Below are 11,716 nucleotides of genomic sequence, written 5' to 3' on the forward strand. Positions count from 1 at the left end.
ATTTTCCGCCCTATTACCGCACCAACACCACTCATGACTGGAGCTTCCGTGACAGACGCCTCTGCCGTAATCGAGATCAAGGACCTTCACAAAAGCTTCGGTAATCTCGAGGTGCTCAAGGGCGTGGATATCACTGCGAGACGTGGCGATGTGGTCTCGCTCATCGGGTCCTCTGGCTCGGGCAAATCCACCTTGCTTCGGTGCTGCAACCTTCTGGAAGACAGCCAGCAGGGGGAGATCACGTTCAAGGGTGAACCTGTCAAATGGAGCGGCTCGGGCAGCGCCCGCCGACCTGCCGATCCCAAACAGGTTCTGCGCATTCGTACCAATCTTTCCATGGTGTTCCAGCAATTCAATCTGTGGGCACATATGACCATTTTGCAAAATGTCATGGAGGCCCCGGTGACCGTTTTGGGCCGTGACAAGGCCGAAGTGGAAGACAGCGCGCGCAAATATCTGGAAAAGGTCGGCATCGGCGACAAATGCGATGTCTTCCCTGCGCAACTGTCCGGTGGTCAGCAACAGCGCGCGGCCATCGCGCGCGGCCTGTGCATGGAACCCGAAGCGCTGCTGTTCGACGAACCCACCTCGGCACTCGACCCCGAGCTGGAGCAGGAAGTGATCAAGGTGATCAAGGATCTCGCCGCCGAAGGCCGGACGATGATCATCGTGACCCATGACATGAAGATGGCCGCCGATATCTCAAGCCACGTGGTGTTCCTGCATCAAGGCCGGATCGAAGAGGAAGGCAGCGCCGAGGATATCTTTACCGCGCCTGAATCCGAACGGCTTCGGGGCTTTCTTTCCGCCACTCAGGCGGCATAAGTTTCAGAAACAGAACCAAACTGGGGAGTAACCAATGAAAAACCTGATTCTGTCCACCGCAGCACTGGCGCTGACCACCGGTATCGCCATGGCCGACACCGTCCGCATGGGCACCGAGGGCGCCTATCCTCCGTACAACTTCATCAATGATGCCGGCGAAATCGACGGGTTCGAGCGTGAAGTGGGCGACGAGCTGTGCAAGCGCGCAAACCTGGAATGCGAGTGGGTCAAGAACGACTGGGACTCGATCATTCCGAACCTGGTCTCGGGTAACTACGACACCATCATCGCAGGTATGTCGATCACCGATGAGCGCGATGAAGTGATTGATTTCACTCAAAACTACTTCCCTCCTGCGGCGTCGGCCTATGTTGGCGCATCGGACGGAGTTGACGTAGGCGGCGGCATCGTTGCGGCTCAGACTGCAACCATTCAAGCGGGTCACGTAGCTGAGTCCGGCGCGACTCTGGTCGAGTTCGCGACCCCCGAAGAAACCATCGCAGCCGTGCGCAACGGTGAAGCAGACGCCGTGTTTGCCGACAAGGACTTCCTTGTGCCGATCGTCGAAGAATCGGCTGGTGAGCTGGTCTTCGTAGGCGATGACGTTCCGTTGGGCGGCGGTATCGGCCTGGGTATCCGTGAATCCGACGGCGAACTGCGCGGCAAGTTCGACGAAGCGATCACTTCGATGAAAGCGGATGGTTCGCTGAACGAACTGATCGTCAAATGGTTCGGCGAAGGCGTTCCGACCTACAACGCCGACGGTTCTGTCGTTTCCAACTGATCTGCACTAAAAGGTTCGGCGTCTTGAAGGTGCCGAACCTGCCCCGGCCTCGCGCCGGAGTTGACGTTCGAAAGACGCCACATGTTTTCCTATTGCGCTGATCCCGACACGCTGGGCACATTCCGCTGGTTTTCCTGCTATTTGACCAACGGCGTGCATTGGTCGTTCTACCTGTCCTTCCTCAAGGTACTTGGCCTGCTGGCCGTGACCGCTCCGGTCGCGCTGAGCTTTGGCTTTGCGGGCGCGATGGCAGCCAGGTCACATGTCGCGCCGCTCAGCTGGCTGGGCAAAGGTTACATCGCCATCGTGCGCGGCGTTCCGGACATCGCATTTTTCCTGTTTTTTGTGATCGCTCTGGATCAGGCCTTTGAGTGGACGCGCCACCAGGTCATGTGTCCCGAATGGACGGATCCGGTCCGTCAAGGCAATGACTTCATCGTCTGTCAGGCCGCCAAACTGCCTTTGGGCAGCGCCCCGGAATGGGTTCACGAGACCTATGGGTTCTTTCTGGCCGTTGTCACCTTTTCCATCGTCTTTGGCGCATTCGCGGCCAACGTTCTGTTCGGCGGTATGCGCGCCGTGCCACATGCTCAGCTTGAAACGGCCGAGGCCTATGGCATGACCCGCCGCCAAACGTTCTGGCGCATTCTTGTACCGCAAATGTGGGTCTACGCTCTGCCCGGCCTGTCCAACCTGTGGATGGTGCTGATCAAGGCCACCCCGCTTCTGTTCCTGCTGGGCATCGAAGACATTGTCTATTGGGCGCGTGAGTTGGGTGGCACCAAAACTTCGCGCTTCACCGATTACCCCCATGGCGACTGGCGCATGTGGTATTTCCTGTTCCTGCTGATCTTCTACCTCGGCATGACCCGCGTCTCGGAAATTGTGCTTGAAAAGCTGATGCGCCGCCTGTCCCACGGTCAGGCCACATCCGGCGGAGAGCTGCTGCGCAAGGAGACGACGGCATGAGCTGCATCCAGACGATCCAGGACTACGCCCTGCGCTCTGTCGGCCTTGGCGAACGCCTGCTACCCAAATCAGACTTTACCCTGTGCGAACAGTTCACGCTGATCGGCTCGGGTATGATCTGGAATGTCTATTTCGGCATCATGGCCCTTGCGACTGGCTTCTTTCTGGCCACTGCGCTGGCCGTCGGCAAAGCCTCTCCGAACAAATGGCTGCGCAAACCTTCGGAATGGTTCATCTTTCTGTTCCGAGGTTCTCCGCTGTTCATCCAGTTCTTCTTTGCCTATTTCTTCTTCCTGTCGCTGAAGAAGCCCTATCCGATGTTCGACGCCCTGACGTCAGCCTGGTTGGGGGCGCTGATCGTACTGTTCCTCAACACAGCCGCGTATACGGGTGAGATCTTCTATGGCGCCCTTCGCTCAATCCCCAAGGGTGATATCGAGGCCGCAGATGCCTATGGCATGACCGGCTGGGCCCGCTTCCGCCGGATTGTCTGGCCGACCATGCTGCGACTGGCTTGGCCCGCCTACACTAACGAGGCAATCTTTCTGTTCCACGCGACAACGCTGGTCTTTTTCTCAGCCTTCCCGGCGTGGCAGCAGCGCGGAGACGCATTGTATTACGCCAGTTATTTCGCGGACAAGACCTTCAACCCGTTCATCCCCTATCCGATTCTGGCCTTCTATTTCATCCTGCTGACGCTGGTCATCATCTGGGGCTTTGGACTGGTCAACAAGCGACTGAACAGGCACCTGCCCGCCGCTCGGAAAAGCAAGATGAAGTTGCGGCTGAACCTGGCGCGCTGATCTCCAGCGCGCCTGAGCATCAAAATCAAACACTCTACGCCGCGCTTACAGCGCGGTTTTTTGTTAGAAAATTTGGGAAATGGTACCGCCTCCCTGGCTTGAACAGGGGACCTCTGGATCCACAATCCAGCGCTCTAACCAACTGAGCTAAGGCGGCACTTGTGAGGGGCGATGTACCGAACACGCCACGGGAATGCAAGAGGATTAAAGCCTAATTTTCCAGCTTTGTTCGACAAGATCGACACCAAAAGAATGCACTGGCTTGCTGTCCACCAGCTGCCATCCGGTGGACTGGTACAAGGCGCAGGCGGTCTTGTGGCTTTCATGCGTCCATAGCTGCATTTGATGGTACCCAGCCGCCTTGGCAAAGCCCATACAGGTACTCAGAAGCCTCTTTCCCAGCCCCAGACCGCGCGCCTCGGGCACAAGAAGAAAAAGGCGCAGTTTTGCGGTCTGCGTGTCCAGTTTGACGCAAAAGATACTCCCCAGTCTTTGGCCTTCTGCCTCGGCGATCCAGCCCTTCTCACACGCTGGGTCATGATCGGCAATAAAACCATCCAGAATGCGTGCGACCAGCGGGGCGAAGCTGTCATCAAACCCCTCATCGCGGGCATAGAGGGTTCCGTGACGCTCAACCAACCAAGGCGCATCCTGGGGCTGAAAGGATCTGATGCTTACATTCTGCATACCGTATCAGAGCGCAAAGGCCGCTTGATTCTCAACCCCGTGCGCGCTAGCAGGAACGCTCAGTCCCCGGAGGCGAGTATGGGTATCAACACCGAACGCGACATTCAGGCCAACCTTCAGATCGGCCCCACAGATCAGGGTATGGTACGTCTGTTTGTCGAGGCAGATGGCCTTGAGATTCCGATGGATTTCGATCCCGAGGAAGCCGAAGAGATCGCAGACGAGCTGCGTGCCGCCGCACAGGCTGCCCTGGCCGTCAAAGGCTGAACTGCGTCACAGCCGCGGATCGCGCAGCGCCTGCAATCGACGCGCTGCATCGGTCGCGAATTTCTGGATCATCTTCTTACGCCGGGCCGGAGGCAGCTTGTCCTCGGGTGCCATGCGAATGATTTCGGCATCATAAGCATCGGCAATGATCAGACCGGTTTCCTGCGGTAACAGGTCCGTTGGGAACTCAGTATCGACAGCCCAAAAAAATCGATCGCACCACTCCAGATAGCTTTGCCACTTCGCATCTGACTGATAGTCGGCACGGCTGGATTTACACTCGATCACCCAAAGCTCACCCTTTGGACCCAACCCCATCACATCAACACGCAGCCCGCGCGTCGGCACAAATTCTTCAACGGAAACAAAACCGTGGGTAGTGAGATGGCGCGCGACGCCGCGCGCAAGTTTCTGTCCAGGCTGTAAATCCAGTGTCATACTGAGAATGTGAACAATTAGTGAACAAAAGTAAAGTCTTCGCTCAACACTTGACATGATACCATTTGGTATCCCATCAATACAATACCAAATGGTATCTCTACCGAGGCGACAAATGCAAACCCTTACCCAAAACGCGTTCCGTGCGCTGGCAGACCCAACCCGTCGGGACATCATAAAACTGCTTGCCTCTCAGGACATGACGATCGGGCAGTTGACGAACCGGTTCGACATGACGAGGGCTGCCGTCAAAAAGCACCTGACGGTCTTGTCTGATGGTGGGCTGATTACGGTGGAAGCCCGCGGCAGAGAACGCATCAACCGAATTGAACCACAGGGCATGGCCCCTGTCTTGGATTGGCTCAGCTACTTTGACCAGTTCTGGGACGACCGCCTCAACTCTCTTAAGGAAGCTATTGAAAGGAATAAAGAATGACGAATGCCGTATTGCAAAAGACGATTTTTCTACGGGCCGATCCAGATATCGTCTGGGCCTATCTGACTGAGCCCGAACGGCTGGCAGAGTGGTTTCACAAACCGGATCGCACGTTGACCAAAGGAAGCAAACTGCAAATGTTCGGGACCACCAGCAGCGACCTGCTGATCTGGGGCGAGGTACGGGAAGCACGTGCACCTGAATATCTTGAATACACATTCACTGTGAAGCCAATGGGAGACGCGGTCAGTCTAGTCAAATGGACTCTGACCCCTGTCGCAGGCGGTACAAAGCTTAGCCTTCAACATGAAGGTTTGCCTCAGGGTGCGGATGCGTTCGGCCTGATCCTTGCGCTCGACAACGGCTGGGATGAGCATTTCGGCAAGATGCGCACGGCGCTGCACGAAACTGTTGACGCCTGACCCCTTGTGTAAACCCGCCGGACGCCCTACGTAGGCGCTTGGCGGGTTCTGCCCTTCTTGTGACTGGTAGCATTCTGGTGGCCTTAAGCAATTCCGAGGGGGCTGGCTCTGTTCAGGTCCTGGCCTGATTACCTGGCGCCCACCTGTACATACAGGTCCTCGGGAATCACACCGCACGGTTGACTGGTGGTCCCGCCACATTTTCCATGAAATTCAGCGCTCTGCGCGCGCTTCCTGCTTGGCCAATGCCGGCTTGAAGCTGTCGACCACAGGCGAGCCGCGACGTGGGCCGCCAGGTTTTTCTGCCATGCTCATGATCTTGTAGCCGAACTGAACACCGGCAAATACGATCCCGTTCATGAACCAGATCATCACAAGCGCGACCAGACCGATTTCCGAACTGGTGATCAAATGACGGAGGTTTGCCACGTTAAATGCTAGAAGCACCCCTACAAACACGGCCGAGATAACGAAACCCCAGGCGACTTGCGTGATATACAGGCGGATCAGTTTGGGCATGGCGAACCTCATTGCGCTATGACATTCAGGTTAGCGCATGTTTGGTTCGAGTAAAGGCGTCAGAATGCCTCGGGCTGTGCCTCACGGGCCATGTGATCCAGCACGGCGTTGACGAATTTCGGCTCTTTGCCTTCAGGGAAGAAGGCGCGTGCAACGTCAACGAACTCGGTGATGACCACTTTGGGCGGCGTGTCGCTTTGGGTCAGCTCGGCCCCGGCGGCACGGAACAGCGCTCGCAGGGTTGGGTCGATGCGTGAGATCGGCCATTTGGCGACCAGAGCACGGTCGGTCATCTGGTCGATCGGTGCCTGATAGTTCACCGCATTGTCGACCAGCGACCGAAAGACGCTGATGTCGCCGTCCAACATTTCTTCGCCCTCATAGACGGCGCCGAACCGGTGATCCAGAAACTCATTCACGACCGATTCGGTCGTCTGCCCTGATTGCTCCATCTGGAACAGCGCCTGAACGGCATAAAGCCGAGCGGCGGATTTCATCAGGCGTTTCTGGTTGGCCGGTTTCGGCGCGTCTGTCTGGGTCATGCTGTCGTGGATCCGTTTCTGTCGCCCGCCACAAGGATGGACTCGGACGGCGGCTTAAAGCCCACGCCCTTTTTGGAAGAGCCCCACTTACGGCTGAGCGCGATCAGATGCAAGGCCGCAGCAGCTGCTCCGCCACCTTTATTCATCTTTTCCGGGTTGGCACGGACTTCGGCCTGATCGTCATTCTCGACGGTCAGGATGCCGTTGCCGATGCAAAGCCCCTGCAGCCCCATCAATTGGATCGCACGGCTGGAGTCGTTGCAGACGGTTTCATAGTGCGTGGTCTCGCCGCGAATGACACAGCCCAGCGCAACATAGCCGTCGAAGTCGCACTGACGGTCGGCCATAGCGATGGCGGTCGGAATCTCCAACGCGCCGGGAACTTCGACGACTTCGCAGTTGCCGCCAGCTGCTTCGATCTCGGCCTTCGCACCTGCAATCAGGTTGTCGGCAATCGCGCGGTAGAAAGGCGCCGCGACGATCAGCAACTTCACCGGCTTGTCGAAGCTGGGTGTCGGCAAAATGCCATGTTTGTCTTGCTCAGCCATGATTAGTCTTCCTTCAGGATCGGACGGGTGCCAACGATGGAAAGCCCAAACGCGTCCAACCCCAGATATACGGTTTCGGGCGAGTCGGTCAGCAGGACCAGCTCTTGAATGCCCAGTTTGGACAGGATCTGAGATCCCAGACCGGTTTGCTTGATGGTCCGCGGGCCTTCATCTTCGGCTGCATAGAGAGAGTTGCGCGGCTGGCGGAACAGACAGACGACCCCCCGGCCCTCTTCCGCGATCTTCTCCATTGCGCGTGGCAATTCACGAGAGGACTTCGGACCGAGGCCCAAGATATCCGGCGCTTCGTGCAGCGCGTGGGTGCGGGTCAGGACAGGCTCGGGCGTGGTGATGTCGCCTTTGATCATGACGACATGTTCGATGCCGTGAAGCTGATCGGTGAACAGGCGCATTTCCCATTCGCCGCCGTATTCCGACGAAACCATCTCGCGCGAGGTTTCGACCACGAGGTTGTCATTGCGCGAGCGATAGGTGATCAGGTCGCTGATCGTACCGATCTTCATGTCATGGGTTTTGGCGAACTCGACCAGATCGGGCAGACGGGCCATGGTGCCGTCGGGCTTCATGATCTCACAGATCACGCCCGAGGGGTTCAACCCGGCCAGGCGTGAGATATCCACGGCAGCCTCAGTGTGGCCTGCGCGGACCAGCACCCCACCCCGCTTGGCGCGCAAGGGGAAGATGTGACCCGGTGTTGCAATATGGGCCATCGTGTTCTGTTCATTGATCGCAGTTGCAACGGTCAGCGCGCGATCTGCGGCGGAAATACCGGTCGACACGCCCTCACGCGCTTCGATCGAAACCGTGAACGCCGTCTCATGGCGGGAAGAGTTGTTCACCGCCATCATCGGCAGGGCCAGTGCTTCGACCCGTTCAGCCGTCATCGGCAGGCAGATCAAGCCGCGCCCATGGGTAGCCATGAAATTGATCGCCTCGGCATCGGCAAATTCTGCGGCAATGACCAGATCGCCTTCGTTTTCGCGATCCTCGTGATCAACGAGGATATACATCCGGCCTGCGCGGGCCTCTTCGATGATGTCCTCGATCGGGCTGATCGCATCGCGCAGCTGGGCCTCGACCGGGCCGGGGGTTTCAAAGCTCATGGGGCAGCCTTTCACAAGAGCATTTCTGCAAGGCGGGATAGACCACCCCGCATCCAAAAGCCAGAGCACAAACGGCCTGAGCTGGCTCAGACGCGACGTATTCTAACGCTCAGACGGTCTCGGCCAGGCGGGCGACGTAACGGGCCAGAGTGTCGATTTCCAGATTCACCCGATCCCCGACGGCGACATCTCCCCATGTGGTGACCTCTTTGGTGTGAGGGATGAAGTTGATGCCGAAATCGCAGCCCTCTACATCATTCACCGTCAGAGACGTCCCATTCAAAGCAACCGAGCCCTTGGGCGCAATGAAACGCGCCAAATCCTTGGGCGCGCGCAAGGTCACGCGGGTGCTGTCGCCTTCGTCGCGCACATCGACAACTTCGGCGACGCCATCCACATGTCCCGATACGATGTGACCGCCCAGTTCGTCACCAACTTTCAACGCCCGCTCAAGGTTGACACGCTTGCCCAACGCCCAGCTGTTCAGGTTGGTTTTCGAGACGGTCTCGGCGCTGATCTGAACGTCATACCAATCATCGCCCAGCGCAATCACGGTCAGACAAACGCCATCGCTTGCAATCGATGCGCCAATGTCAATCGAGGCCGTGTCATAGCTCGTCTGGATACGCGCACGCAGGTCGCCTTGCTGGTCCAGCTCGGTCACTGTTCCGATATCGGTCACGATCCCTGTAAACATTCCGTCAACCCTCGCGTTCTACCCTGTCTCAGACTATCAGAGCCGAGGTAAGCTGATCCGCGCCGCCCGGCAAGCCCAACCTTGCCGAGAAATCCTAAGGCGGGCATAGTTTCGACAAGAATATTGGCTAAATCGCGCAGATGCACCACCCAGAACAACACGCTGACCCTCGGGTCTTTCTGTTCCTGCAAGGCCCGCATGGCCCGTTTTTCAACGCGTTGGGCCGGATGCTACGGGCCTCGGGGGCGCAAACATGGCGCGTTGGCTTCAACGCGGGCGATCAGGCGTTCTGGTTCGACAGGAAAAGCTACATCCCCTATCGCGGCGCGCCAGAACACTGGCCCGAGGTGCTGCTGGCGCTGATTGCCGAGAAACAGGTGACAGACATCGTTCTATACGGTGACACCCGCCCGATTCACGCCAACGCCGTCAGGATCGCCAAGTCACGAGGCATAACTGTGCACGTGTTCGAGGAAGGCTACCTGCGCCCATGGTGGGTCACCTATGAGCGGGGCGGCTCAAACGGCAACTCGCGGCTGATGTCTCTGGATCTGGACCAGATGGCGCAGGCACTGTCGCATTCGGGCGCGCAATCACCACCGCCGCCGTCTCACTGGGGTGACATGCGTCAACACATTTTCTACGGCGCGCTTTATCACTGGTTCGTGCTGTTTCTGAACGGGCGCTATCGCAATTTCAGACCGCACCGCGCACTGACGGTCTCGAAAGAGTTTCGCCTGTATTTCAAACGCCTTATGCTAATGCCTTTCCACCGGCTGCAACGAAGTCTGGCAACGGCGCGGGTACGTAGCGGGGCCTTTCCGTATCACCTTGTGCTGTTGCAATTGGGTCATGACAGCTCGGTCCAATCCCATTCAGACTATTCGGGAATGTGCGCTTTTTTAGAACAAATGATGGAGGGCTTCGCCAAAGGCGCCCCTGCACATCATCATCTGGTCATCAAGGAGCATCCGCTTGAGAACCACCGTGAACCCCTCCGCCGACGTGTTCGGACTCTTGCGATCAGTTTCGGGATCAAGGGCCGGGTGCATTACGTCCCCGGCGGCAAATTGGCGAAACTGCTGGACGACGCCAACTCGGCCGTGACCATTAACTCGACCGCCGGGCAGCAGGTGTTGTGGCGTGGCATCCCCCTGCGGATTTTTGGTCGTGCGGTCTATGACAAGCCGGAACTTGTGTCGCAACAGGAGGTTAGTCGTTTCTTCGCCAACCCAGAAAAACGCGATATCGAAGCTTACCAACTCTATCGGCGCTTTCTGCTGGAAACCAGTCAGGTTCCGGGCGGCTACTACTCCAGACGCGGACGTCGGCAATTGCTGCGCCGCGCTGTCGACATGATGCTGAGGGCTGATGATCCCTATCAGGTCACGCTGTCCGACGACGCGACCCCAGAGCCACAGTTGAAAATCGTTGAGTAGACCCGGCCATCCTTCTCTGGAAGTTGTAGCGGTAAAAGAGTAGTTTGCCGAAAAACAAGTAGAACTGAGGTTATCGGCAGTGCATCGCTTTCCAATCCGTTGGGTACGGGGGGTCGCCCTTGTGACCTCGCTCGTCGTGCTGAGTGCATGCCAGTTGCCCAAGGCGGGCCCAAACAAGAACGAGATTCTGGCAGGCTCCGTCAACAACGGCGGCAATGCGTTTGTGGTAGAAGTCGATGACCGCGTTTCGCGGGCCACGTCATCCGTGCCGCAGTTTGGGTTCTCTTCCGCCTTTACCTCAGCCCCGTCACTAACCGCAGACACCGTGCGCCCAGGGGATGTTTTGGGCCTAACAATCTGGGAGAACGTCGATGATGGGCTGCTCGCGGGCGATGCAGGTTCTTCGACCGCGTTGAACGAGGTTCAAGTCGACAGCGAGGGCTTCATTTTCGTCCCCTACGCAGGTCGTTTACGCGCCGCTGGCAACACTCCGGAAGAGCTCCGCGGGTTGATCACGGACGAGTTGAAGGAACAAACCCCCGACCCTCAGGTCGAAGTACGACGCTTGGCCGGTGACGGCTCTACTGTTTCGCTAAGCGGTACTATCGGCGCCCCGGGAATTTACCCGATAGAACGCCCCACCCGTACCCTGCTCGGCATGCTGTCGCAGGCCGGGGGGGTTTCGGTTGAGTCCGATATTGCGCTGGTCACGCTGATCCGTGGAGACCAACGTGGGACAGTCTGGTACAATGACCTGTTCCGCAATCCCAAACTGGATGTCGCGCTGCGCGGCGGTGACCGCATTCTGGTCGAGGGAGACAGCCGTTCCTATATTGCGCTCGGCGCAACCGGAGGACAATCGCGCGTCGCCTTCGACAGTCAGGACCTGTCCGCGCTTGAGGCACTGGCACAGGTTGGCGGCCTGGTATCCATCTCATCCGATCCGACTGGTATTTTTATCCTGCGCCGGGAACGTCAGGACATCGCGCGTCAGGTGATGCGCCGTTCCGATCTGCAGGGCGATCAGCGAATGATCTATCTGCTGAACCTGACCGCGCCCAATGGCTTGTTCATCGCGCGTGATTTCGTGATCCGCGACGATGACACAATCTACGTGACTGAGGCACCGTACGCGCAGTGGACCAAGTCGATTTCTCTGATCGCCGGGGGCCTGACGCCGGTCGCGAACGTAGCCACCCTGACCGGCAACTAAACC

At 57.9% G+C, this 11,716-nt stretch carries 16 protein-coding genes and 1 tRNA gene; 9 read left to right on the forward strand and 8 right to left on the reverse strand.

All coding sequences use genetic code 11. From position 1 onward, the window contains the following. Positions 1-48: 48 nt before the first annotated feature. From ACRZ95_RS04950 to ACRZ95_RS04965, 4 genes are all read left to right on the forward strand, one after another. Entirely contained in the window at positions 49-825 is a 777-nt protein-coding gene (locus tag ACRZ95_RS04950) for an ABC transporter ATP-binding protein (RefSeq protein ID WP_480554594.1), read from the forward strand. Between the two features lie 34 nt (positions 826-859). Next, complete coding sequence (locus ACRZ95_RS04955) at positions 860-1,609, forward strand: transporter substrate-binding domain-containing protein (RefSeq protein WP_170677538.1); 750 nt, start codon at positions 860-862, stop codon at positions 1,607-1,609. Between the two features lie 81 nt (positions 1,610-1,690). Continuing rightward, positions 1,691-2,578, forward strand: a complete 888-nt coding sequence (locus tag ACRZ95_RS04960; RefSeq protein ID WP_170376284.1) for an ABC transporter permease — start codon at positions 1,691-1,693, stop codon at positions 2,576-2,578. Then, positions 2,575-3,381, forward strand: coding sequence for an ABC transporter permease (locus ACRZ95_RS04965; protein ID WP_170470205.1), 807 nt, complete (start codon positions 2,575-2,577; stop codon positions 3,379-3,381). The genes ACRZ95_RS04960 and ACRZ95_RS04965 overlap by 4 nt, the downstream gene beginning before the upstream one ends. An 80-nt stretch (positions 3,382-3,461) precedes the next feature. On the opposite strand, the gene ACRZ95_RS04970 is transcribed toward ACRZ95_RS04965, so the two are convergent. Continuing rightward, positions 3,462-3,538 (reverse strand) — tRNA-His (locus ACRZ95_RS04970). Between the two features lie 47 nt (positions 3,539-3,585). Continuing rightward, positions 3,586-4,068 carry a GNAT family N-acetyltransferase gene (locus tag ACRZ95_RS04975; RefSeq protein WP_170677536.1) on the reverse strand — a complete coding sequence of 161 codons (483 nt, stop codon included), beginning with the start codon at positions 4,066-4,068 and terminating at the stop codon, positions 3,586-3,588. Positions 4,069-4,146: 78 nt separating this feature from the next. On the opposite strand from ACRZ95_RS04975, the gene ACRZ95_RS04980 reads away from it, so the two are divergent. Then, positions 4,147-4,335 (forward strand): DUF6324 family protein, encoded by a 189-nt coding sequence (locus ACRZ95_RS04980; RefSeq protein ID WP_170677534.1) that lies wholly within the window; start codon positions 4,147-4,149, stop codon positions 4,333-4,335. Between the two features lie 6 nt (positions 4,336-4,341). Here ACRZ95_RS04980 and ACRZ95_RS04985 read toward each other — a convergent pair whose 3' ends face one another. Continuing rightward, complete coding sequence (locus ACRZ95_RS04985; protein WP_170677847.1) at positions 4,342-4,773, reverse strand: MmcB family DNA repair protein; 432 nt, start codon at positions 4,771-4,773, stop codon at positions 4,342-4,344. A gap of 115 nt (positions 4,774-4,888) precedes the next feature. Between ACRZ95_RS04985 and ACRZ95_RS04990 the strand changes: the two genes are divergently transcribed. Together ACRZ95_RS04990 and ACRZ95_RS04995 are read left to right on the forward strand one after the other, a co-directional pair. After that, complete coding sequence (locus tag ACRZ95_RS04990) at positions 4,889-5,209, forward strand: ArsR/SmtB family transcription factor (RefSeq protein ID WP_170677532.1); 321 nt, start codon at positions 4,889-4,891, stop codon at positions 5,207-5,209. Beyond that, a complete protein-coding gene (locus ACRZ95_RS04995; protein WP_170677530.1) occupies positions 5,206-5,631 on the forward strand; it encodes an SRPBCC family protein in 426 nt (141 codons plus the stop codon). Before ACRZ95_RS04990 ends, ACRZ95_RS04995 begins: the two co-directional genes overlap by 4 nt. Before the next feature lie 213 nt (positions 5,632-5,844). Here the strand turns inward: ACRZ95_RS04995 and ACRZ95_RS05000 are convergent, their stop codons facing one another. The 5 genes from ACRZ95_RS05000 to ACRZ95_RS05020 form a co-directional block, all read right to left on the reverse strand. Further along, positions 5,845-6,150 (reverse strand): hypothetical protein, encoded by a 306-nt coding sequence (locus ACRZ95_RS05000; protein WP_170470220.1) that lies wholly within the window; start codon positions 6,148-6,150, stop codon positions 5,845-5,847. A 59-nt stretch (positions 6,151-6,209) separates the two neighbouring features. Next, positions 6,210-6,692 (reverse strand): transcription antitermination factor NusB, encoded by a 483-nt coding sequence (gene nusB / locus ACRZ95_RS05005; RefSeq protein ID WP_170677528.1) that lies wholly within the window; start codon positions 6,690-6,692, stop codon positions 6,210-6,212. Next, positions 6,689-7,240: a 6,7-dimethyl-8-ribityllumazine synthase gene (locus ACRZ95_RS05010; RefSeq protein ID WP_170677526.1), complete on the reverse strand. Its 552-nt coding sequence runs from the start codon at positions 7,238-7,240 to the stop codon at positions 6,689-6,691. Before ACRZ95_RS05010 ends, nusB begins: the two co-directional genes overlap by 4 nt. A 2-nt stretch (positions 7,241-7,242) precedes the next feature. Continuing rightward, the gene (gene ribB, locus ACRZ95_RS05015; RefSeq protein WP_170665386.1) at positions 7,243-8,364 is read right to left on the reverse strand and encodes a 3,4-dihydroxy-2-butanone-4-phosphate synthase; all 1,122 of its coding nucleotides are present in this window, start codon (positions 8,362-8,364) and stop codon (positions 7,243-7,245) included. A 109-nt stretch (positions 8,365-8,473) separates the two neighbouring features. Then, complete coding sequence (locus tag ACRZ95_RS05020; RefSeq protein WP_170551668.1) at positions 8,474-9,061, reverse strand: riboflavin synthase; 588 nt, start codon at positions 9,059-9,061, stop codon at positions 8,474-8,476. 140 nt (positions 9,062-9,201) lie between these two features. On the opposite strand from ACRZ95_RS05020, the gene ACRZ95_RS05025 reads away from it, so the two are divergent. Beyond that, positions 9,202-10,500, forward strand: a complete 1,299-nt coding sequence (locus ACRZ95_RS05025) for a capsular biosynthesis protein (RefSeq protein WP_170677524.1) — start codon at positions 9,202-9,204, stop codon at positions 10,498-10,500. 79 nt (positions 10,501-10,579) lie between these two features. Further along, positions 10,580-11,713, forward strand: a complete 1,134-nt coding sequence (locus ACRZ95_RS05030; protein WP_170677522.1) for a polysaccharide biosynthesis/export family protein — start codon at positions 10,580-10,582, stop codon at positions 11,711-11,713. Positions 11,714-11,716: the final 3 nt, after the last annotated feature.

It is taken from the genome of Ruegeria sp. AI3 (assembly GCF_056541245.1).

Excerpts from the sequence above, each read along its gene's own strand:
- ACRZ95_RS04955 (WP_170677538.1), top strand. The coding sequence starts at position 860 with ATGAAAAACCTGATTCTGTCCACCGCAGCACTGGCGCTGACCACCGGT.
- ACRZ95_RS04960 (WP_170376284.1), top strand. The coding sequence starts at position 1,691 with ATGTTTTCCTATTGCGCTGATCCCGACACGCTGGGCACATTCCGCTGG.
- ACRZ95_RS04965 (WP_170470205.1), top strand. The coding sequence starts at position 2,575 with ATGAGCTGCATCCAGACGATCCAGGACTACGCCCTGCGCTCTGTCGGC.
- ACRZ95_RS04975 (WP_170677536.1), bottom strand. The coding sequence starts at position 4,068 with ATGCAGAATGTAAGCATCAGATCCTTTCAGCCCCAGGATGCGCCTTGG.
- ACRZ95_RS04980 (WP_170677534.1), top strand. The coding sequence starts at position 4,147 with ATGGGTATCAACACCGAACGCGACATTCAGGCCAACCTTCAGATCGGC.
- ACRZ95_RS04985 (WP_170677847.1), bottom strand. The coding sequence starts at position 4,773 with ATGACACTGGATTTACAGCCTGGACAGAAACTTGCGCGCGGCGTCGCG.
- ACRZ95_RS04990 (WP_170677532.1), top strand. The coding sequence starts at position 4,889 with ATGCAAACCCTTACCCAAAACGCGTTCCGTGCGCTGGCAGACCCAACC.
- ACRZ95_RS04995 (WP_170677530.1), top strand. The coding sequence starts at position 5,206 with ATGACGAATGCCGTATTGCAAAAGACGATTTTTCTACGGGCCGATCCA.
- ACRZ95_RS05000 (WP_170470220.1), bottom strand. The coding sequence starts at position 6,150 with ATGCCCAAACTGATCCGCCTGTATATCACGCAAGTCGCCTGGGGTTTC.
- nusB (WP_170677528.1), bottom strand. The coding sequence starts at position 6,692 with ATGACCCAGACAGACGCGCCGAAACCGGCCAACCAGAAACGCCTGATG.
- ACRZ95_RS05010 (WP_170677526.1), bottom strand. The coding sequence starts at position 7,240 with ATGGCTGAGCAAGACAAACATGGCATTTTGCCGACACCCAGCTTCGAC.
- ribB (WP_170665386.1), bottom strand. The coding sequence starts at position 8,364 with ATGAGCTTTGAAACCCCCGGCCCGGTCGAGGCCCAGCTGCGCGATGCG.
- ACRZ95_RS05020 (WP_170551668.1), bottom strand. The coding sequence starts at position 9,061 with ATGTTTACAGGGATCGTGACCGATATCGGAACAGTGACCGAGCTGGAC.
- ACRZ95_RS05025 (WP_170677524.1), top strand. The coding sequence starts at position 9,202 with ATGCACCACCCAGAACAACACGCTGACCCTCGGGTCTTTCTGTTCCTG.